The following is a 20232-nucleotide window of genomic DNA, read 5'->3' on the forward strand; positions in this document are numbered from 1 at the left end:
GATCACGTCCTGTTTGCGGTGGCGACGAGCTGTGGCACGGGTTCCTCGGCGGGGGTCTCGGCACGGGCGCGCAGCGAGATCACCCCGAGGGCCGCGCCGCGCAGCGCGCAGACGATGACCAGTGCGAAGAACAGGCCGAACGCGATGTGCACGTGCACCAGCAGGCCGTAGACCGCCGCCGTGGCCACGCCGAAGGCGACCTGGTTGGCGGGCTTCACGGGCGTCGTGCCCGGGTCGGTGATCATGTAGTTGGTGAACAGGATGAACGCCGTGCCGGTCATGACGGTCAGCGCGGTCACCGTGGCCGTGCCGTCGATGCCGGTCCTGATCACCGCCTGTGCGGCGAAGCCGATGACCCAGCCGAGGATGAGCGGGATCTTCTTGGTGAGCATGGCGTTGATCACCGTGCCGGAGATCAGGATGAACGCCGGCAGCACCCAGTCGAGCGGCCCGCTGATCCACTCGGTGAAGTGGTAGGGGGGCGCGATGCTCACCCACGGGAAGACGATCAGCACCACGACGATGCCGAAGTTCGACGGGTTGAGCACGTGCCGGAACTTGCCGTGGAGCCGGATCCGGATCAGGTACTTGGAGGCGATGGCCACGATCACCGCGAAGATCACCGGGGCGAGGCGGTCGTTGGCGTACAGGAGCATCGCGCAGGCCAGCGCGGTGATGTGGGCCGGCAGCAGGAACGTGACCAGCCCCTTGAAGCCGCCGCCCCGGAACTTGGGCGCGCGCCCGGTCGCCGTGGCGTCGAGCCACTCCAGCCCGATCTCCAGGATGTACGCGGCCGCCAGCGCCGCCAGCGGAGTGACGTACGCCTGCTCGAAACCGAGCACGGCGTGGCCGAGGATGTTGAACGCCGTGATCGAGATCGCGAACCGGCGCAGCGCGATGACGCGGGGGTCTTTCATCGGGTCTCCTTGACGGTTCCGTCGTCGCCGAGCAGGACCGTGTGCCATCCGGAGGTGAGCCGCAGGTCGGCGCTGTGCCGGACCCCGCAGGCGTCCCGCCAGGTGAGGGTGGCGTCGGCGGCCGGTCCGGACAGGGCGAACAGCAACTCGGGCGACGAGACACCGGCGTGCCCGGCGGCCGGGTACACCTGGCCGGTGGTGACCCCGGCCGCGCCCGAACGCAGCCGCACCGCGGCGCCGATGGCCGGTGTCGGGGTGGCGGCTCCCTGGCAGGTGGCCGGGCGGGTCAGCGTCAGCCCGAGGTGGGGCAGGTCGGTGGTCCTGGTGTTGCGGTAGAAGTGCGACTGCCGCCACTGGTTGCCGATGGCGTAGTCGAGGCGTCCGTCGTGGTCGACGTCGGCCAGCGCGATGCCCCGGGTGGGGCCGCCGTCGTCGAGGCCGAGCCGGCCGCCCAGGTCGTGGAAGCGGCCGTCCGGGCCGCGGACGAAGAAGCGGTCGGGGTCGCTTCCCGACAGGTCGTCGGTGATCTGGAAGCGCGGCCACATGTCCGGGTTCACCAGCAGGGCGTCGTTGGTCATGGCCAGTTCCTGCAGCTCCGGCCAGCGGTTGGTCTCGCCCTTGATGAAGCCCGTGGCCTGGACGATCTGCAGGTCGCCCGTGCCGGCGAAGTCGCCCATCTTCACGTCCCAGCCCCAGCCGGAACGGGAGATGCCGACCTGTTCGCTGTGGTCGTCGTAGGAGGCGATGCCCTCGGCCTTGAAGGCGACGCCGTCGGCGCTGAGCCAGGCGAAGTTGCTCTCGTGCAGGCCGTAGTTCTGGGTGATGTTGCTGACCACCATGTCGGGCACCTCGTCGGCGTTGAGGTCGCCGAAGGCGACGCCCATGCCCTTGAAGGAGTCCCAGCCGAGGGCCTTGGACTTCGGCGTGGTGAAGTGCCGCACCCCTTCCATCAGCTCGAAGCGCGGCGCGCCCGGAGTGGAGATGTTGCGCAGCAGGCGGTCGGGGCCGAAGTCGTTGGCGACGTACAGGTCGGGCCGGCCGTCGGAGTCGAGGTCCTGGGCGCCCATCGCGAGCGTCCAGCCGTCGCCCATCTCGGCGTCGAAGGCCCCGGCCGCTTCGGCGAAGCGGCCCTCGCCCCGGGCGAGCAGGATGCGGTTGCGCCCGGCGTTGTAGGCGCCCGACATCGAGTCCTGCATCTGGATCTGGAACTGGACGGCCGTCGGGTCGAGGATGCGCGCGTTGTCGGGGAAGTAGTTGCCGATCGCCACGTCGGTCCGGCCGTCGCCGTCGAAGTCGGCCAGCGAGACCGCGTTGGTGTTCCAGATCTCGTACGGCGTGACCATCTCCGTCGGCGTGAAGCCGCTGCCCGAGTTCAGGTGCAGGATCGGGCTGCGGCCCCAGAAGTAGACGAGCAGGTCGGTGCGGCCGTCGTCGTTGTAGTCGCCGGGCACACAGCCCATCGGCGCCATCGCCGTGGTGTACGGCAGCGCCCCCGCCGTCAGCGGGCGGGCGGCGTACCGGGCGCCGGTGCCGGGGGCGGGCAGCAGCCGGACCGAGTCGTCGCGGGGATCGACCAGGCAGACGTCGTCGGGCCGGCCGTTGGCGTCCACGTCGGCCAGCGCGACCGCGCCGCCGAGCGAGGAGATCCAGTGGTCGATCTTCTTGTAGACCGGCGCGACGACCCGGATGGAGCGTTCCGTGGCCGCGCCGTTCAACGGGAGCCGCTGGAAGGAGAAACCCTTGGCCAGCGCGTCGGCCGTCGCGGGCGCGGCGGCGGGCGGGCGGGCCACCTGCCAGCCGGCCAGCACCAGGACGACCGCCACGATCTGCACCAGGCGTCTTCTGATCGGGGACGTCACCGTGTCACCTCTCCCAGGGCGGAGGCCCAGGCGTGCCGGACACCGGCCCGCCAGGCTTCGTAGGTTTCGGGGGTGTCGGGGCGGCCGTCGAGTGCGGCCAGCGCGTCGTCGGTCCACCGCGCGGCGGCCGGCACGTCGACACCGGTGAGGATCTTCACGGCCGAGGCGGTCTCGTCGGTGACGATTCCCGACAGCAGATGCGCCTTGGCCGCGAACGCCGCTCCTTGCGCCAGCGCGGCGGCGTAGCCCTCACCGGCGGTGACCAGGCGGTTCAGCGCCTCCGGCGACTGGGCCCCCGTGTAGGCGGCGGCCAGCCCGATGCCCGCCCACAGGTCGGCGCGGCGGCCTGCGGGCAGGCCGCCGATCACCTCGGCGACGCGGGCGGGTTCGGCGCCCGCGTAGAACCACAACGCGCGCCCCGCGCCCTGGTCGCGGATCGAACGGCAGTCGTCCGGCACGCGGGCCTCGATCCAGCCGTTGCCGAACACCTTCACCGGGTGGAAGAACGCCTGGTGGAAGCCCCAGCCGTCCCAGGCCAGCCAGCGCAGCACCGGCGGCCCGAACCGGACCCCGCGCCAGGGCCGCAGCCGCAGGCGCGCGTAGGCCCATCCGGCGCCGACCAGCAGCAGGTGGACGTAGCGGCCGCCGGTCGCCCGGTCGAGTTCGCGCAGACGCCGGCCGCCGCCGAGGGTGACCAGGTCGAGGATGACGGCGCTCATCGCGGCGCCTTCGTAGGCGAAGCCGCGGACCCGCGCGCTCAGCCTCTCGATGCCGAGTTCGGCCGGATCGCGGGAGAGCATCCCGTTGTACCCGGAGGCGAAGGCGGCGACCACCGAATCGAGCACCGGCGCGACCGCCGGGTCGGCGAGCCGGAACCCGCGCGCGCCGAGATCAAGATCTTCGGGTCGGAGGGTGAGCGGGCGGCGGAGTGCCGATCTCACAAGGGAATACGACGTTGCCACAGAAGGCAACAAATAACATCGCGAAAAGCGATGTCAACGGACGATTCGACGGAAAGTCTGCGACGTGCGCAAACAAATTGTATAAGGATCTATTGAATAGGTTGACGGCGAATCAGCCGTTGACCTGGGCCTCGAACCGGCTCAGAATGAATGCCCAGCCAGAGTGGTGTGCCAGGTAGGACTCCATGAGCAGCGGGGTGAGGTTTTCCCAGCCCTTGTGGGTCATCTCCACGCGCGTCAACGCCGGCCCGAGCGGCTTGAATAGCAACTCGACCTCGGTGAGCGTGGGCGTCTGGATTACCTCCCACGTGAACGACACCAGATTCGGCGGATCCCACCGGAGAATGTGCCCCCAGTCGCGTTCCCGGCCGTCGTCGAGAATTTCGTAAATGCGCCCGCCCACGCGTTCTTCGAGGCAGACGTCACGCACGCGGCCGGGTTCGATGGCGATCGCCTCGACGGGCCACCAGGTCGCCAGCTTCCGGGTGAAGGTGCTGAACGTGCGGGACTGGTCGGCCTCGACGTTGACCGCGTGACGGATGGGTTCGACGTTGGTCTCGGCCGGGCTGGTCATCGGCGCTACCCCTGCGTGCGGCGGACGGACAGGGGCAAGTCTGCCAGACGGATCAGCCCGCCACCTGTTCATCGCGCAAGCCGTCGTGGCCCTCGGCGGAGTCGCGGGCCCGCGCCATGCTCTCGCGCCACAACGACTCGACGACCTCGCGGAGCTGGGCCAGCGCGTCCTCGCTGGCCCGGTAGATCCGCTTGGTGCCGTCGCGCCGCTCCAGGACCAGGCCCGCGTCCTTGAGGATCTGCAGGTGCTGGGAGACGGCCGATCGGGTGACCTCGAAATGCTCGGCGATGCGGCCGGCGGGGAGTTCCTCCGTGGCGACCAGACGCAGGATCGCCCGCCTGCGGGGCTCGGCGATCGCCCGCAGCACCTCGTCCACGTCACCATTCATGAAGTCAGATCCTAGCCAGGGGGCGAGACCCCTGAATGACTACGAGAGTAGGCACCACCTTTCGTTAGCGTCAACTTTCACAACGAGGTCAGGACGAGGGTCAGGCACCGCGCACGGCGGAGTGCTCCCGCTCGCGTACCGGGGTCACCGGCAACTGGCGGCGGGGTTTCGGGCGGCCGGAGGCCAGCGGGAAGCGTTGCAGGCGCCATTCGAGCATGCCCTCCTCAAGCCTGCGCCCGCACCGGCCGTGTGACTTGAGCAGCCACAACGCCTCCCGGGCGAGCAGGCAGTGGGAGCTGCGGCAGTAGACGACGACCTCGGCGCCGACCGGCAGCTCCTCCACCCGGGTGCGCAGTTCCTCGACGGGCATGGAGATCGCCCCCGGGATGTGGGCGGCGAGATACTCGACCGCCGGACGGACGTCGATCAACAGGGTCCGGCCGTCCCCTCGGCGGCGCAGCAGTTCCTCACGGGTGATCGTGGCATCCGATGCGGCCACCCTCAGGGGCACCACCCGGGGAGCCTCCGCCTCCGGAGCCCGCCTGCGCGTCACCTGGCGCAGGCTGGCGTACAGGGCGGCGACGTCGTCTCCGGCGAGCCGGTAGTAGATGCGGGTGCCGTCCCGGCGGCTGCACACCAGTCCCGCGTCCCGCAGCACCTTCAGCTGGGCCGAGGTGTTGCCGATCGGCACCCCCGCCGCGGTCGCGAGGTCCTCGACGTTGCGCTCGGCCTGGGAGAGCAGGTCGAGCAGGTGGAGCCGGACGGGATTCGCCAGCGCCTTGGCGACTCGGGCGAACTCGGCGAGCACCGTGGTCACGTTGTCGGTGGTCATGTCTACCTTGCCTTTCCCGTCTTCTGCTGGAGGGGTGTGGTGCTAGGCGTTCCAGCGCTTGAGCCAGTTGCCTTCCTGATCGGCCTTCTCCTCGTGGAACAGGGGCGAGGGGTCGAAGAGGGTCACCTCGGGCGCGGGTTCGCGCAGGAAGTCCCCCTCGCCCTTCGCCGAGATCCGGTCGCCGAGTTCGATGTAGCAGGCGCCCCGCCCGTCGAACCACGGGTCGGGCGCCTCGTGTCCCAGATGCCGGGCGACGCCGTTCGCCACGACGTCGGCGGCCCCTTCGGCGAAGACCGCGGCCTTGGGCAGCGGCTTGCCGTTCGGCAGGATCAGCGCGCTGGCGTCGCCGATCGCCCAGACACCTGCCGTGGCGGTCGCGAAGGTGCGCGGGGCGACGGGGAGCCACCCGCCCAGCGCCGCCGGCGGCCGGTGCGGCGGCACCACGGCCAGCAGGTCGTAACGTTCCCGGACGCCGCCGGCGAAGACGAGTTCGCCGTCGGAGACCGACTCGATCGTGTGTTGCCCGTGGAAGCCGATGCCCGACTGGGTGAGCATGCCGACCAGCGCCCGGCCGACGGCCGGACCGGCGACCGGCATCGGCAGCGGGTCGGGGGTGAACACGTCGACGGTCACCTGGTCGCGTACCCCGGTCTCGGTCAGCAGGTCGGCCGCGAGCAGCGCGCCTTCGAAGGGCGCGGCCGGGCACTTGAACGGCACCCGCGCGACCAGGACGGCCAGCCGGCCGCGCCGTAAGGCGGTCAGCTTCTCGCGCATCGCGGCGGCGCCGCCGAGGGTGTAGAACTCGCCGGCCCGGCCGCTGTCCAGGGCCTCGGTCAGTCCCGGTACGGCTCCCGCGTCGAGTTCGGCGCCCAGGGCGACGACCAGCGCGTCGCAGTCGAGCACGCCGGAGTCGGTGTGCACCCGGCGGGTGTCCAGGTCGACGCGCTCCACCGTGGCGCGGATCATCTCGACGCCGGGCAGGGATTCGGGGGTGGGCCTGACCCGGACCTTCTCGGGGGTGCGCCAGCCGCGCATGACCCAGAGCAGGGACAGGCCCAGGACTCCGTCGAAGGAACGGTCGACCAGCAGGACACGGTCGGCGTCGGGCAGTCGTTCGCGAAGGGCTTCGGCGACGGTGAGGCCGCCCGCTCCGGCTCCCAGGACGACAACGGTGTTGGTCACGGTGTGCTCCCGTCGAATCGAATCGATCTTTTCGGTGCGGCTCTGACCAGTCGAATTACGGGACAGACGCCCCGCCGAAAGCTATACTCCTCCATGCATCCATTAATCCATTGCTCATTGGAGGATTATATGGTCGGAGACAGCGAGAGAAAAGCCTCCCTTTTCGACCAGATCGCACGGGTCGGTAAAGCTCTTGGTCATGGCAAGCGTCTGGAGCTGCTTGACCTGCTCGCACAGCGCGAGCAGAGCGTGGAGGCCCTCGCGCACACGGCCGGGATGGGGGTCACGAGCACTTCGGCGCACCTCCAGACCCTCCGCCACGGCGGCCTGGTCGCCACCCGGCGCGACGGCCAGCGGGTGCTCTACCGCCTGGCGGGCGACGATGTGGTCGAGCTCTATGCCCGGCTGCGGGCGGTGGCCGCCACCCGGCTGGCCGACGTCCAGGTCGCCGTGGTCGCCTACCTGGGAGAGCAGACCGAGGAGGTGACCCGCGACGAACTGCTGCGACGCGCCGAGACCGGCCGCGTCACGATCCTCGACGTCCGCCCCCAGGGCGAGTACGACGCGGGCCACATCCCCGGGGCGGTGTGCATCCCCGTCGACGACCTGCCGGAGCGGCTGAACGAGTTGCCGCCCGACACGGAGGTGGTGGCCTACTGCCGGGGCGCCTACTGCGTCTTCGCCCCGGAGGCGGTGCGCATCCTGAAGGCGCACGGCATTCCGGCGGCCCGGCTGAACGAGGGAATGCTCGAGTGGCAGGTCGCCGGGCTCCCCATAGAAAAGGAGCAGTCAAACATTCAAAAGGATTCGTGAATTGCCCGAGCTGGGCCGATGACGAACGCGGTTGACTGGGCGAAAAATCCCGATTTACCCTCCGGAACGCCGCCGTCCGAATACCGCGAGGGATTTCCATGGCCCGTCTCGGCATGCTCATCGACCTGCGTACGTGTATCGGTTGCCACGCCTGTTCCGTCGCCTGCAAGGCGGAGTTCGACGTCCCGCTCGGGAACTTCCGCGACACCGTGAAATACGTCGAGGAGGGCGCATATCCCAAGGTCACCCGGCATTTCATCCCGGTGTTGTGCAACCACTGCGAGGACGCGCCCTGCCTCAGCGCGTGCCCGACGGGCGCGGTCGTCCGGCTCGACGACGGCCAGGTCACGATCGAGGACGGCGACTGCAACCTCAACCGGGCGTGCATGGCCGCCTGCCCCTATGACGCGATCTACGTCGACGAGGACCGGGGCGCCGCCGCCAAGTGCACGTTCTGCGACCACCGCACCGCCGAGGGACGGCAACCGGCGTGCGTGGACGCCTGCCCGACGAACTGCCGCGTCTTCGGCGACCTCGACGACCCGGAGAGCGAGATCGCCGTCCGGGCCGCCGCCAACGACGTCACCGTGTGGAAGGAGTCGGCGGGCACCCGGCCGAAGGTGCTCTACGTCGACCCCAAGAACGCGCTCCCGCTGATCGAGGAGCAGGGCGTGCAGGTCGACACCACGGCCGACCTGTCCGGCGAGCCGGCGTGACGGTCGCGTGGGGCCCGCTGCTGGCGGCCTATGTCGTGCTGGTGGGCCTGCCGACCGGGCTCACCCTGATGACCTGGTGGGTCGGCCGGTCCGGCGCGTCGGTCCGGCTGGAGCGGATCGGCGCCTGGGGTGCGCTGGTGGCGCTGGTCGCGATCAGCGTCCTTTTGGTGGCCGACCTGGGGCGGCCCGAGCGGTTCCACCTGATGCTGGTCCGCTTCGACAATCTCGCCTCGCCCATCTCGTGGGGCGCCAAGCTGATCGCGCTGAAGATCCTGCTGCTCCTCCTCGTCGTCCACGCCGTCGAGCGTCGCCGGCCACCCGACCGGCCGCTCCCCCGCCTCACCAAGGTCGTCGCCGTCCTGCTCCTGGCCGTGAGCTTCGCGCTCGCCCTCTATCCGGCCGCGCTGCTCGCCCGCTCGTGGGCGTCCCCGCTGGCCGGAGGCGCGGGGGTGCTGTTCGTGCTCACCGCCCTGCTGATGGGCGCGGCGGTGGTCGTGCTGTTGGGCGGCGAGGGGCGGACCGCGCTGCTCGGTCTGCTGGCGGCCTCGGCGGTGGCGCTGGCCGTGGAGGCACTCGCGCTGGCCGGGCGGCCCGGTGACCGGCTGCTGCTGGCCGAGCTCACGACCGGCGGTTCCGCGCCGCTGTTCTGGGGGGTGGCCGTGGGCGCCGGGCTGCTGCTGCCCGCCGCCGGGTTGCTCACGCTGCCGCGCAACCGCGTGGTGACGGCCCTGTGCGCCGTCGCCGTGCTCGCCGGCGCGGCGGCCACCCGATACCTGCTGTTCGCGGTCGGCTCGTAGGAGGAGCACGCATGTCAACGTGGACCTTGACCCGGCGTGACCTGCTGCGCGCCGCCGCCGTCGCCGGAGTGGGCGCGGCCGGGCTGGGCGGCATCGAGGTCGTGCACCGGATGACCACCGAGCCCCGCGCCGCGGGGAAGACCGTCGGCGCGGTGCGCCGCGTCGCCTCGATGTGCCAGATGTGCACGACCGCCTGCGGCATCATCGCCAACGTCAAGGACGGCCGCCTGCTCACGATCGAGGGCAACCCGGCCGACCCCAACAGCCGGGGCGCGGTCTGCGCCAAAGGGGTGGCCGGCCCGTCGATCCTGTACGACCCCAGCCGCCTGCTCTACCCGCTCAGACGGGTCGGCCGCCGGGGCGAGGGCCGGTGGCGGCGCATCACCTGGGACGAGGCGTACACGGAGATCGCCGACCGGCTGCGGGCGATCCGCGAGAGCGGGCGCCCGGAGGAGTTCGCCTTCCAGCAGGGCCGTAACCGCTCGACCGACATCGTGGCCCGCTTCCTGGACGCCTTCGGCACCCCCTCGGCCTTCAACCACCGCGCGTTGTGCTCGCTCAACCGGCGGGCCGCGATCCTGACCACGATCGGCGACTCCGACTGGGACCTCGGCGACTACGAGAACAGCCGCTACATCCTCAACTTCGGCAGCAACTGGGCCGAGGCACACCAGGGCCACATCCCGGTCGCCACCCGGATGATGCGGGCCCGCGAACGCGGCGCCAAGATCGTCACCTTCGACGCCCGCCTGTCGAACACCGCCGCCCTCTCCGACGAGTGGTACGCCGTCCGCCCCGGCACCGACGGCCTGATCGCCCTGGCCATCTCGAACGTCATCTGTCAGGAGGGGCTGTGGGACCGGGAGTGGTTCGACCGGTGGACGAACTACCCGGCCGAGAAGTACGCCGAGCACGTCCGGGCGTACACCCCCGAAATGGCGCAGGCCGAGAGTGGTGTGCCCGCCGAGGCGATCCGGCGTATCGCCCGCGAGTTCGCCGGGGCCACGCCGCGCTGCACCACGATCTGCAACCGGGGCTCGGCCGCCCACCGCAACGGTTTCCACAACGACCGCGCCATCACCGTGCTCAACGCCCTGGTCGGCAACATGGGCGAGGAGGGCGGCTGGTGCTGGCACCCGATGAGCGCCTGGGACAAGAAGGCGCTGCCCGAGCCCGGCCCGATCGCGCCCAAGCCGACCGCGCGCAGCCTCATCGCCGAGGCGAAGGACTGGCCGCTGGCCAACGCCTGGCAGAGCAACAAGATGCGGGTCGGCGAGATCGTCTACCTGTGGATCAAGCAACGGCGGCAGCGGATCTCGGCGCTGATGACCTACAACTGCGACCAGGCCTGGGCGTGGCCGGAGGCGAACCTGGTGCGCGAGGTGCTGGCCGACGAGGACCTCGTGCCGTTCCACGTCTGCCTCGACGTGATGGCGTCGGAGACCTCGAACCTGGCCGACATCATCCTCCCGTGGACGACGTACCTGGAACGGTGGGACATCGACTCCCGCCCGCCCCAGGGCCTGGTCGACTACGTCGGACTGCGGCAGCCGGTCGTGCCGCCCCTGGGCGAGTCCAAAGACCTGCGAGAGATCTTCCCCGAGCTGGCCCGGCGCATCGGCGGCGGCATGGAGCACTACTTCCCGTGGGCCACCCAGGAGGAGTACTTCGAGCAGTACTTCGCTCCCGTTCCGGGCGGCTTCGGCCACATGCGGGAGGCGGGCGTCCACGTCGACCCGGCGAAGAAGCCCAACTATCTCCCGTACGAGAAGGAGCTCACCGCCGAGGAGCTGGAGGGCACCCGGACCGAAGACGGGGTGATCCACGGCCCGGACGGCGCGATCGGGGTCATGGTCGACGGGACGGCCAGGCGCGGTTTCGGCACCCCGTCGCGCAAGGTCGAGGTGCACAGCCAGTTCGTCAACGACCGGGGCCGCGAGGCCGACCGCACGATCTCCCCGCTGCCGGTGTACGAACCCATCCCCGGACACCGCGAACAACTCGCCCAGGGCCGGCTCATCATGATCAGCTTCAAGTGGAACGTGCACAACGCCCACCGCACCCTGCAGTCCAAGTGGCTCCAGGAGATCTCGCATACCAACCCCGCCTGGCTCAACCCGGCCACCGCGTCAGGGCTCGGGCTGGCCCACGGCGACTGGATCGAGGTCACCAGCTACCGGCCCATCGATCCGGAGGTGCCGCGCGGCGACGGCTCCCAGCTCGGCTCGCTGCGCACCCGCGTCCACCTGACCGAGGGCATCCACCCGCAGGTCATCGCCATCGCCCACAACGCCGGCCGGACCACCGGCGGGCCGGTCGCCTCCAACGGCCGCGACCGGGCGGTGCTGGTCGGCCATGAGCCGCCCGACCACGGGCGAGTCTGGTGGGCGGGTTCGCTGAGCGTCGCGCAGAACGACATCCTGCCCATCTATCCCGACCCGGTGTCGGGCCAGCAGGCCTACCACGACACGATGGTCACGGTCCGAAGGATCGAGGGCGGCGCGTGAACGGCGACGTGATCATGCTGATGTCACGGCTGGTCAGCACCGAGATCGACGCCCCGTTGCGGGAGGCGCTCGGTTGCCCCGAGCCGCTGGAGGACCTGTCGGCCGAGTTCTGCCGCCTGTTCGTCGGGCCACGCCCGGTCTGCCCGCCGTACGCGTCGGTGCGGCGGGGCGAGCCGATGATCGGCGGCCGTGCCGAGCGGCGGCTGAAGGAGTTCGCCGCCCGGCACGGTCTCGACGTGGTGGTGCCGCCGGGCTTCGCCGTGCTCGCCCTCGACCACCTCGGCGTGGAACTGGCGCTGCTCCACCACCTCAGTCCGGGGCCGGTCGCCGAGGAGTTGCTCGACGACCACGTGCGCCCGTGGGCCCTCGGCTACCTGCGGTCGCTGGAGGAGTCGGCCCGGCTGGAACCGTATGCGTCGGCCGCCCGGTGGTGCCGGGAGGAGATCACATGAAGTTCCTGGTGTGCAGGGCCGACAACTCGGCCGCCTCGTCGTGCGGGAAACCGAGGCGCACCAGCCGGTGCTGGCGGCCTTCGTCCATCTCCGCCTGGAGTTGCTGCACCGCGGCGTAACCCCGTCTGATCCCGGCCGGGCTCCACTCTCCGGCGGCAAGCACGACCAGGGAGTCGAAGACGTCCTGGTTCAGCCCCGCGCTGGAGATGAGGGTCTCGTGCCGCTGCTCGATCGCGCCGCGCAACCGGCCGAGCAGGGTGCGGTCGAGGGTGCCCTGGTGCTGGAGGTGGGCGACGCCGAAGGCGACGTGGCGGGCCTCGTCCTGACGGGCCATGCGGGCGACCTGGCGGGTCACCGGGTCGGGGGCGTTACGGTCGATGAAGGTCAGCAGGTTGAGGAAACTGCCCTCGCCGAGCACCGACAGCAGGAACGAGGCCATCGAGAAGTCGGGCTCCCGCAGCAGGGTCGCCAGCGACTCCCGGCCGCTGACCGAGGAGGTGCCCATCTCGCCGCCCGTCAGCAGCGCCCGCCGGGTGAAGACCTCGACGTGGCGGGCCTCGTCGGCGGCCTGCACCGCCAGCAGTTGCAGCACCTCGCGGAAGTGCGGATGGATGCGGGCCAGCAGCCGGGCCGGGACCACCAGCGCGGCCTGCTCGTTCTCCACCAGGAACGTCATGACCTGCACGACCGCGCGCTCGATCTCCGGCACCAGGTCGACCGGGGCGTCCCACGCGATGGCGGTGGCCGGATCCCACTGAGAGGCTGCCGCGTTGGCGTACAGGCTGGGAGCGAGATCTGCCCAGACGAGTTCCCGGGAGGCGAGGTCGGCGGCGATCGGCGGCCCACCCGGTTCGACGAGCGCGCCCCGAGCTGCGAGCCCCCAGTGGGCCGGAGGCTCGTTGACGATGCCGTGCGGCGAGGGGCCTCCGGCGCGTTCGGCGTGCACCCACCGATCGAGGTCGGCGCGACCTCGGGTGACCCAGACCCTGATCCCGTCGTCGTTGTCGTCCGCACGCCGGGTGAGGTGCCCCTTCGCCCGGCACCACACCTCGACGTGCATGACCAGCGCCGGATCGAGCCCCGCGACACCGAGCTCCTCCCCCGGCCGCAGCGGGCCGAGCGCCCGCTGCAGCAGGATGTGAGCGCCCTGTTCGAAACCCAGGTCGCCCAGGTCGAGCATCATGGCCGGTAGTCGGCGGCGGTGACGGCGCCGGCCGCGTCGTAGAAACCGGTCTCGTCGACGGCCCTCTCCAGTGGCGGGTAGCCGCTGACGCGGCCCGGCTCCCAGCGGGTCAGCCCCTCCAGGTCGAACAGCGGCCGGACCTTCGGGTCGGTGTACGACATCGACAGCAGCAGCTCGGCGAAGTCGGCCCTCGTCTGGTCGGACACGGTCTCGCCCACGGTCATGTTGCAGTGGTCGAAAGGCTCGGTCTGCCCGATGACCCGGGTCGAACCGGCGGGCAGGGTGCCCTCCTTGCCGAACAGCAGGTGGTTGGAGTCGATCATGCACGCGGCGGCGACGGTGCCCGACACCAGCGCGCGGGCGGCGTCCCGCTCACCGCCGATGTGGTCGCCGTGCAACCCGACGCCCACGTCGAAGCGCCGCACGTCCACCTGCACGTTCCGGGAGGCCAGGTAGGACAGCGGCAGCAGGGTTGCCTGCGGCGAGTCGACCGCGCCGACCGCGACGGTCTCGCCCTTGAGGTCGGCCACGTCCTTGAACGGCGAATCGGCCCGTACGACGATCAGCGACCTCAGATCACGATCGGTGTCCCGCATCACGAGCGGGGTGAGTGTGCGGCCGCTGGCCTGCGCCAGGCGGCGGCTGCGGATCCACGACAGCGGCGAGTTCCACGCCGCGTCGATGCGGCCCTGCGCCAGGTCTTCGGCCTGGCGCTCGTACTGGGAGTACAGGACGAAGTCGAAGGGCAGCCCGTTGTCGTTCAGCCACGACCGGAATCCGCCCCAGATGGTGACGACCTTGGGGTCGTAGGCCACCGCACCCATGAGAAGAGTCATCGCCCGCGCCTTCCTAGAACAGCGGCAGGCCGAGCGTGGCCCGTCCGACGAAGTCGTGCAGGGCCTCGGTGGTCGGGGCCATCACCCGCGCGGCGAGCGAGTCGCGGAACAGCCGCTCCACGCCCGTGGACTTGCGGAAGGCCGAGCCGCCGCAGACGCGCATCACTCCGTCGGCTACCTCCGCCGCCGCTTCGCCGGCGACGGCCTTGACCTGGAGAACTCGCAGCGTGGCGTCGGCGCGTCCGGTGCCGAGCGCGGCCAGCGTGTCGTCACGGAAAGTGCGCACCGTGTCGGTACGGGTGCGCAGCTGCGCGAACGCGGCACGCAGCTGTGGCTGCTCGGCCAGCGACTGCCCGAGATGGTCGAGGCGGGCTCCGACGAGGTGGTCGTGGGCCTTGGCGACCAGCGCCTCCATCAGGCCCAGGGAGAAGGAGGCGTTCAGCACCAGGAAGAACGGCAGCGCCGAGGCCAGCGCCTGGTTGAGCCCTTCGCCGTCGGCGCCGAGCATCGCCGAGCGGGAGACCGTCACGCCCTTGCCCTTGACGGGGTTGGAGGCGTTGCCGCGTAACCCGAACCCGTCGAAGGGCCCGCCGACATCGAGCCCGGCCGCGTCACTGGACACCAGCCAGATGGTCATCGGCCCGTCGGCGGCCAGGGGGCGGCTCGACCACACGTAGCTGTCGGCTTCTCCGGCGGCGGTGACCCAGCTCTTGTCGGAGTCGAGCCGCACCTCCTCGCCGTCGGCCGCCGCCGTGCCCAGCGGCGCCCAGAAGTGGCTTCGGGAACCGGTCTCGGAGAAGGCCAGCGTGGTGAGGTGGCCGTTGCCGGCGATCGCCTCGCGGGTGGCCTTGTCGCCGTGCGCCTCGATGAGCGCCGTGGCGGAGTAGTGCATCAGCAGGATCATCGCGGTCGACCCGCACACCCCCGCGACCCGCTCGATCACCTCGGCGGCGGCCTTCATGTCCTGCCCTCGGCCGCCGACCTCCTCGGCGCTGATCAGGCCGAGCAGTCCGGCCTTGGTTAGGGCGTCGATGCTCGCCCTGGGGAAGGTTCCGGAACGGTCCGTCTCGGCGGCCTGAGGGGCGATGGTGTCTTGTACGACGGCGTCCAGGGCGGCGTGATCGATGGGCATGACCATTCACCACTTTCGATATGCGCGAAAGGAGTCAATAATCTCGCGCGAAATTGCGAGTCGACAGGGCGAGCCTACGCACAGCAAGTGTTAGCGTCAACTGTCGGAAGCATCGTCGCAGCTGAGGTGGGCAGAATGAATAGTTTTCACCTTTACTTGGGCCATCTGAAAGAATTCTGGGAATTCTAAAAGACTTTAGATTTCGCAGGTCGCCGACATGGCGATAAACGATCAACGCGGCGAATGCGGTCGGCGATCATGGATGTCTGGAGACCATCCGGGTCGGCAAGGCACTTCCGTCGCCACACCCGCGTTTGCGGGGTTGCCCCGCGCTGTCCGGCGGGCGATGGTGAGCGATGCGCCCGCTTCCCTCGGCTGCCCCGCTTGTCAGGCTCCGGCGGGCCACAAGTGCCGCCGTCGCGATGGACGCACCCGCCCGCCGCACGCTGACCGTGTCGCTCTGGCCGCGGCCCGCCCGATCCTCACCTGGATCGCCGAACGCTTCCTGACCGCCGATGTCTTCGGCAACCTGCTCCTGCTGATCGAAACCGAGCACACTCTCGGGCCGCACCGGGCCGCCCGCAGAGCTCACCCGTTCCACGATCTTTCCGCCGACGACCCAGTGACCTATGACCAGGCGGGCGTCTTGCCCCACGTGTCGTCGGTATGTGTATGCAGATCGGCCGGTTTCGCACCCCACAGGCCGGCGCGAGGCCCACCCACCGTTCGTTCTAATCGCCGGCGGCTGGCGCGGTTTCAGACATGTCACTTTCTCCCTGATTAAGAAATCGGCGACTGACACCAATGGCGGAAGCTACTGGTGAAAAAGGCCTCCAGCAATGTTCTTGAAGGCTACAAGTGTGATCGCGCGCGGCTTCTCCAAATGGAGGCTCCAACTGAAATGCAAGAGATCGACAAGTATGGACGGATAAGTTGTCACCATGCGAAAGAGATTTTCTGTCCTCATCGTCCCGGCCGCGGTCGCCGTGCTCGTCGCTCCTGCCGCGGCCTCGGCCGCGTCGGAACTTTCGGCGGTTTCCCCGAGTCTGTCGGCTCCGCAGACCAAGGTCTTCTCCTTCCGGGGCATGAACCTGAAGATCCCCGCCGGCTGGAAGGTGCACCGTGACGGGGACAGGGTCGTGGTGGTGACCGGAAAATGTAAAAATCCAGAGCCTTTCGCCCCAAACTGCCGGGGATTCTGGGTGTTCGGCCCAAAGGCGTTCACCAATGTTCCGGTCGGGGGTGGTTCCCTCACCTACACGGGCAAGGAGCAGTTCCATCCCTTCAGCGGCGTGGTCCCCTGCCCGTTCAACGCCAAGACCAGCTGGTACCCCGGCAATGAGAAGGCGACCTCGACAGGTCTGCGCCAGGTGGGACGCGGCCACAGGGCCATGTACACCGCATGGCCCAACCTGTGCTTGACGAACGACGAGGGCAGGCGGACGGCGAGCTTCACCCAGCGGGAGTGGTTCCTGCCCACGTCGAAGATCCTGATAGTCGACGTCTGGAACACCCGAGCGCTGTCGGATGTGCTCAAACGCGCGACCTGGAGCTGACGCGCCGGCCGAGCTTTCCCGCGGAGTCCCGGGAGAGCCGGCCGATCGCGAGACCCGGCATCGGGCCGCGGGCAGCCCCAAGCCTGACGACACCGTCGGTCGCCCACGACGCCATCGCCGCCCGCGCCCGGCAACGAGGGGCGGCGGCAGATCGCGGTCGTGCCCGACTTGTGGCTTACAGGTCAGTCCACATCCGGATCTCGCGGTCGGACCCGGCGCTGACGAGGGTTCGCCCGTCGGGGCTGAAGGCCACCGCGTTGACGTCACCCGGATGGGTCAGGGTGTGCGCGAGCCTGTCGGCGCCGAGGTCCCAGAGCTGGACGGTTCCGTTCCCGTTCCCGTCGGCGAGAATCCGTCCGTCAGGGCGGTATGCCAGCGCCTTGATCTGCACGTCGCGGTTGTCGCCGGCGCCGATGGTGCCGCGATCGACAATCTGGCTGAGGTACTTCTCTCGCGTGTAGTCCCAGAGAACGACGCTCCCCTGCATCCCGGCGCTGGCCAGGGTGCGCCCGTCGGGGCTGAACGCCAGGACGGAGGTGAGCGGCTCCCCGGCCAGCCGGAAATTGATCCGGCGCCGCAGATCCCAGACGTACACCTCCCATTCCGCGGCCGCCATCGCGAGGTAGCCCCCGTCTGGGCTGATCGCCAGCGTCTCCGTCCACGCCGAATGGCCGGGTTCCGGCAGAAAGTCGGGATCCTTGTCCGCAGTCCAGTTCCACAGCCACACCCCAGCTTCTTTCTCTCCCCTGCTGCCGGTGGCCGCCAGTGTGTTCGTCCGAGGGGTGAAGGCCACCGACGGGCTGTGCGAAGAGTTGTCGAAGGTGCGGATCCGCCGCCTGCCGGCGACGTCCCACAAATACACGGCCGTCGTGTCGGCGACGGCGAGGACGCGCCCGTCGGGGCTCCACGCCACTGCGGCAGCAGCTCCCGCGTGGCCGGTCAGGACCGCGCCTGGCACTCCCTTGGCCATGGGCCAGATGTGAACGGTCCGATCGGCGCCGGCCGTGGCCAGCGTCTTCCCGTCAGGGCTGAACGCCACTGCGAGCACGGCGTCCTGGTGCTCGCCAACAACTTCAACTACGGGTGAGGAGTCGCCGCCGGCCAACCCGAACGCGGCCGTCACACCGGCCCCGGCCAGGACGCCGGCGCCGCCCAGCAGGAGCGTGCGGCGAGAAATCGTCATGTGGTCAGGTGTAGAAGATCGCGGTTGTGCCTGACTTGCGGGTGAATGACGTCCACAGAGCCCTGGAGCGCAGCTTTTTCACCTACGACGCCATGCCGATGAGCGGCCTCCACCATGGGCTGATCCGGCCGCCCGGCTCCGCCCACAAAGCCGGCGGCACCAGACAGTCGCCATGACGCTGGACGAAGCACTCGACGTGCTCCAACGCCCCAACGGCTCCGGCGTGTGGGACCGACTGCCGACCTCCCTGGAGGAGGACCTGGTCGCCGTCGAACGCGGGGCCAATCTCCCAATCAACCTCGGCGACCTCCCCGTTGACGACGCCGGGGTGGAATGGCTCCCCCCGCCCCGCGCTCCCCCTGCGTCCCTCGATGGAACGCATCGCCCGCCTGGGCCTGTACCGGATCTCACGCTACCCCCCGAGTTCACGCATCAGGCGGGCCACCGTGCAGCGCGCCACCTCGACACCCTCGCGGTGCAACTGCCGCCAGACCTCCCGGACACCGTAGACACCGTAGTTGTCGGCGTGGACCCGGCTGATCTCGGCTTTCAACCGCTGGTCTCGCACCGCGCGGGCGGAAGCACGCCTGCCCAGAGCGGCGTAGTAGGTGCTGGTTGCGATCTTCATCCCGTGCCGGCTGAGCACACGGCAGATCGGCTCGACCCCGAACACCTGCTTGAACTTCTCGATGAACACCTCCTCCCGGCTCGCGCTGGGCCTGATGCGGCCCGGCAGGGTCGACCTCGAGACGATCACGAACTTCTCGTGGAACACCGCCCCCCAGCGCCGCAACGGCTCATCCCTGCCCGCCGCGCAGGAGCGGCGCGGCTACCTGCTCCGGTCGATGGTCGGCGCGGACCGCCGCCGCATCGCGAACGCGATGAACACACTCCCCGTCACGGACGTCGATCAGGTGATGCTCGGCCGCACGTCGGAATTCTTCCAGCAAATCGTGCGCCACGACCCCAGCAGCACCTACCTGGAGGGCCTGGACCGCAGCGGCACCGTCGCGGACGTCACCGTGCCGGTCAGCTCCGTCACCGGCTGGTACGACATCTTCCTCGCCGACCAGCTCCAGGACTTCACCACCCTCGTCGACGCCGGCCGCCAGCCCCGGCTGACCGTCGGCCCGTGGTGGCACGCCGACCCGCGCGGCATGGGTGCCTCTATCACCCAGGTCGTCGAGTGGGCCTCCGCCGTCGCCACCGGCCAGGAGCCCCCGCACCAGGCCCCGGTGCGGCTGTATGTGATGGGCGCCGAAGAATGGCGCGACTTCGCCTCATGGCCACCTGCCGGGTACGAGCCCCGGCAACTGCATCTGCGCGCGGACGGCACCCTGGCCGGCACGGCGGGATCCGCACAACCGCCGTCGACGTTCATCTACGACCCGAACGATCCGACACCCTCCCTCGGCGGAGCCAAGCTCAACCCCACCGGGGCCGGCCCCGTCGACAACCGCAAACTGGAAGAGCGCCCCGACGTGCTCACCTTCACCGGAACACCGCTCACCGACGACCTGGAGGTCATCGGCCAAGTCACCGCGGACGTCTGGGTACGCGCGAACCGGCCCAGCGTCGACGTGTTCGTGCGGCTGTGCGACGACCTCGTGCACGTGACCACCGACGGCGCCACCCGCGCCACCGTGCACCTGTCGCCGACCGCCTACCGCTTCAAGAAGGGACACCGGCTCCGCGTCCAGGTCTCCGCCGGCGCCTTCCCCCGATTCGCCCGCAACCTCGGCGGCGTTGAACCCGCCGCGCACGCGACGACAGCACACACGACGGCCTTCGAACTCTTCCAGGACGAAGCACACGCGTCCGCGGTGACCATCCCAGCACGCTGATCGACGGTCACCCCGACATCCGGTCCGCGTCGTGCGCCAATCCACGCGGCTGCCGTCCAACGGTAGGTTCGTTCATCTGTCGCCGATTGCTACAAGTGCTGCACGCGCCCACAATTCCGTATCAGCGCCACGCGGGGCCACTGACGGCAATTGTCGTATATAAATGACGCGGAATTAACCTCAGAGTCGGGGATCGTCGGCATTTGCGCATTTCAGAGGGTTCTCCGAGGTCCGGACATTAGGCCGACCGCAACCTGGGAATATGGCCGGAACCGCGACCCCGAGAAATCCCTGAGCCTCGAAAAATGCCTTTACTTCCAGATTTACTTCATGTGAGGATCGCCTCCGGTTTGATCAAGTCGATCAGAAAGGCCGGAGTGAACGTATACCGACCGAGAACTGGTGTCTTAGGCCGTAGATACCGCCGCACCGCGCTGATAGCCGCGCTGGGGCTGTCCGCTTCCCTCATAACGACGCCCGCCACCGCCGAACCCACACC

The 20232-nt window shown here is 69.7% G+C and carries 19 protein-coding genes and 1 pseudogene; 8 read left to right on the top strand and 12 right to left on the bottom strand.

Features of this window, described 5'->3' with window-relative positions:
* Positions 1-2 precede the first annotated feature (2 nt).
* The 7 genes from AW273_RS30260 to AW273_RS30290 all read right to left on the bottom strand — a co-directional run bounded on the left by AW273_RS30260 (position 3) and on the right by AW273_RS30290 (position 6714).
* Positions 3-917 carry a hypothetical protein gene (locus AW273_RS30260; RefSeq protein WP_062355562.1) on the bottom strand — a complete coding sequence of 305 codons (915 nt, stop codon included), beginning with the start codon at positions 915-917 and terminating at the stop codon, positions 3-5.
* A complete protein-coding gene (locus AW273_RS30265; RefSeq protein WP_062355566.1) occupies positions 914-2776 on the bottom strand; it encodes an FG-GAP repeat domain-containing protein in 1863 nt (620 codons plus the stop codon). The genes AW273_RS30260 and AW273_RS30265 overlap by 4 nt, the downstream gene beginning before the upstream one ends.
* Positions 2773-3717: a DUF1702 family protein gene (locus AW273_RS30270; RefSeq protein WP_062355569.1), complete on the bottom strand. Its 945-nt coding sequence runs from the start codon at positions 3715-3717 to the stop codon at positions 2773-2775. Before AW273_RS30270 ends, AW273_RS30265 begins: the two co-directional genes overlap by 4 nt.
* Before the next feature lie 133 nt (positions 3718-3850).
* The gene (locus tag AW273_RS30275; RefSeq protein WP_062355572.1) at positions 3851-4312 is read right to left on the bottom strand and encodes an SRPBCC domain-containing protein; all 462 of its coding nucleotides are present in this window, start codon (positions 4310-4312) and stop codon (positions 3851-3853) included.
* Positions 4313-4364: 52 nt separating this feature from the next.
* Positions 4365-4700, bottom strand: a complete 336-nt coding sequence (locus tag AW273_RS30280; RefSeq protein ID WP_062355575.1) for an ArsR/SmtB family transcription factor — start codon at positions 4698-4700, stop codon at positions 4365-4367.
* 100 nt (positions 4701-4800) lie between these two features.
* Positions 4801-5532 carry an ArsR/SmtB family transcription factor gene (locus tag AW273_RS30285; protein ID WP_063910153.1) on the bottom strand — a complete coding sequence of 244 codons (732 nt, stop codon included), beginning with the start codon at positions 5530-5532 and terminating at the stop codon, positions 4801-4803.
* Between the two features lie 42 nt (positions 5533-5574).
* Positions 5575-6714, bottom strand: coding sequence for an NAD(P)/FAD-dependent oxidoreductase (locus tag AW273_RS30290; protein WP_062355579.1), 1140 nt, complete (start codon positions 6712-6714; stop codon positions 5575-5577).
* Between the two features lie 129 nt (positions 6715-6843).
* Here AW273_RS30290 and AW273_RS30295 point away from each other — a divergent pair, with 129 nt between their 5' ends.
* The 5 genes from AW273_RS30295 (at position 6844) to AW273_RS30315 (ending at position 11999) form a co-directional block, all read left to right on the top strand.
* On the top strand, positions 6844-7527 hold the full coding sequence (locus AW273_RS30295; protein ID WP_062355580.1) for an ArsR/SmtB family transcription factor: 684 nt from the start codon (positions 6844-6846) through the stop codon (positions 7525-7527).
* Positions 7528-7625: 98 nt separating this feature from the next.
* Positions 7626-8243, top strand: a complete 618-nt coding sequence (locus tag AW273_RS30300) for a 4Fe-4S dicluster domain-containing protein (RefSeq protein WP_063910154.1) — start codon at positions 7626-7628, stop codon at positions 8241-8243.
* Positions 8240-9040 carry an NrfD/PsrC family molybdoenzyme membrane anchor subunit gene (gene nrfD, locus AW273_RS30305; protein ID WP_062355583.1) on the top strand — a complete coding sequence of 267 codons (801 nt, stop codon included), beginning with the start codon at positions 8240-8242 and terminating at the stop codon, positions 9038-9040. The genes AW273_RS30300 and nrfD overlap by 4 nt, the downstream gene beginning before the upstream one ends.
* 11 nt (positions 9041-9051) lie before the next feature.
* Entirely contained in the window at positions 9052-11547 is a 2496-nt protein-coding gene (locus AW273_RS30310) for a molybdopterin-containing oxidoreductase family protein (RefSeq protein ID WP_062355585.1), read from the top strand.
* The gene (locus AW273_RS30315) at positions 11544-11999 is read left to right on the top strand and encodes a TorD/DmsD family molecular chaperone (protein ID WP_062355588.1); all 456 of its coding nucleotides are present in this window, start codon (positions 11544-11546) and stop codon (positions 11997-11999) included. The genes AW273_RS30310 and AW273_RS30315 overlap by 4 nt, the downstream gene beginning before the upstream one ends.
* Here the strand turns inward: AW273_RS30315 and AW273_RS30320 are convergent.
* From AW273_RS30320 to AW273_RS30330, 3 genes are read right to left on the bottom strand one after another with little or no spacing between them, the layout of a single operon-like run.
* Entirely contained in the window at positions 11992-13182 is a 1191-nt protein-coding gene (locus AW273_RS30320) for a ferritin-like domain-containing protein (RefSeq protein WP_062355591.1), read from the bottom strand. The two genes, AW273_RS30315 and AW273_RS30320, sit on opposite strands and share 8 nt — an antisense overlap.
* Positions 13179-14018, bottom strand: coding sequence for a phosphate/phosphite/phosphonate ABC transporter substrate-binding protein (locus AW273_RS30325; RefSeq protein WP_062355593.1), 840 nt, complete (start codon positions 14016-14018; stop codon positions 13179-13181). Before AW273_RS30325 ends, AW273_RS30320 begins: the two co-directional genes overlap by 4 nt.
* 13 nt (positions 14019-14031) lie before the next feature.
* Entirely contained in the window at positions 14032-15150 is a 1119-nt protein-coding gene (locus AW273_RS30330) for an acyl-CoA dehydrogenase family protein (protein ID WP_062355635.1), read from the bottom strand.
* Between the two features lie 346 nt (positions 15151-15496).
* Between AW273_RS30330 and AW273_RS39510 the strand changes: the two genes are divergently transcribed.
* Both AW273_RS39510 and AW273_RS37580 read left to right on the top strand, forming a co-directional pair.
* A complete protein-coding gene (locus AW273_RS39510) occupies positions 15497-15934 on the top strand; it encodes a zinc finger domain-containing protein (RefSeq protein WP_439648646.1) in 438 nt (145 codons plus the stop codon).
* Positions 15935-16091: 157 nt separating this feature from the next.
* Entirely contained in the window at positions 16092-16706 is a 615-nt protein-coding gene (locus AW273_RS37580) for a hypothetical protein (protein ID WP_157556314.1), read from the top strand.
* A gap of 175 nt (positions 16707-16881) precedes the next feature.
* On the opposite strand, the gene AW273_RS30340 is transcribed toward AW273_RS37580, so the two are convergent.
* Positions 16882-17889 carry a WD40 repeat domain-containing protein gene (locus AW273_RS30340; protein WP_062355600.1) on the bottom strand — a complete coding sequence of 336 codons (1008 nt, stop codon included), beginning with the start codon at positions 17887-17889 and terminating at the stop codon, positions 16882-16884.
* Between the two features lie 418 nt (positions 17890-18307).
* Positions 18308-18559 (bottom strand): annotated as a pseudogene (locus AW273_RS30350) (IS3 family transposase); the annotation flags it as partial.
* Positions 18560-18578: 19 nt separating this feature from the next.
* Between AW273_RS30350 and AW273_RS30355 the strand changes: the two are divergent.
* A complete protein-coding gene (locus AW273_RS30355) occupies positions 18579-19733 on the top strand; it encodes a CocE/NonD family hydrolase (RefSeq protein ID WP_083950160.1) in 1155 nt (384 codons plus the stop codon).
* Positions 19734-20232 lie beyond the last annotated feature (499 nt).

Source organism: Herbidospora yilanensis (genome assembly GCF_001570565.1).
In the GTDB taxonomy this organism is placed as follows: Bacteria; Actinomycetota; Actinomycetes; order Streptosporangiales; family Streptosporangiaceae; genus Herbidospora; species Herbidospora yilanensis.

Coding starts and splice junctions, on each gene's coding strand:
- AW273_RS30355 (WP_083950160.1), top strand. CDS start 18,579: ATGAACACCTCCTCCCGGCTCGCGCTGGGCCTGATGCGGCCCGGCAGG.
- AW273_RS30260 (WP_062355562.1), bottom strand. CDS start 917: ATGAAAGACCCCCGCGTCATCGCGCTGCGCCGGTTCGCGATCTCGATC.
- AW273_RS30310 (WP_062355585.1), top strand. CDS start 9,052: ATGTCAACGTGGACCTTGACCCGGCGTGACCTGCTGCGCGCCGCCGCC.
- AW273_RS30325 (WP_062355593.1), bottom strand. CDS start 14,018: ATGACTCTTCTCATGGGTGCGGTGGCCTACGACCCCAAGGTCGTCACC.
- AW273_RS30285 (WP_063910153.1), bottom strand. CDS start 5,532: ATGACCACCGACAACGTGACCACGGTGCTCGCCGAGTTCGCCCGAGTC.
- AW273_RS30280 (WP_062355575.1), bottom strand. CDS start 4,700: ATGAATGGTGACGTGGACGAGGTGCTGCGGGCGATCGCCGAGCCCCGC.
- AW273_RS30275 (WP_062355572.1), bottom strand. CDS start 4,312: ATGACCAGCCCGGCCGAGACCAACGTCGAACCCATCCGTCACGCGGTC.
- AW273_RS30340 (WP_062355600.1), bottom strand. CDS start 17,889: ATGACGATTTCTCGCCGCACGCTCCTGCTGGGCGGCGCCGGCGTCCTG.
- AW273_RS30320 (WP_062355591.1), bottom strand. CDS start 13,182: ATGATGCTCGACCTGGGCGACCTGGGTTTCGAACAGGGCGCTCACATC.
- AW273_RS30300 (WP_063910154.1), top strand. CDS start 7,626: ATGGCCCGTCTCGGCATGCTCATCGACCTGCGTACGTGTATCGGTTGC.
- AW273_RS39510 (WP_439648646.1), top strand. CDS start 15,497: ATGGTGAGCGATGCGCCCGCTTCCCTCGGCTGCCCCGCTTGTCAGGCT.
- AW273_RS37580 (WP_157556314.1), top strand. CDS start 16,092: ATGCGAAAGAGATTTTCTGTCCTCATCGTCCCGGCCGCGGTCGCCGTG.
- AW273_RS30330 (WP_062355635.1), bottom strand. CDS start 15,150: ATGCCCATCGATCACGCCGCCCTGGACGCCGTCGTACAAGACACCATC.
- AW273_RS30295 (WP_062355580.1), top strand. CDS start 6,844: ATGGTCGGAGACAGCGAGAGAAAAGCCTCCCTTTTCGACCAGATCGCA.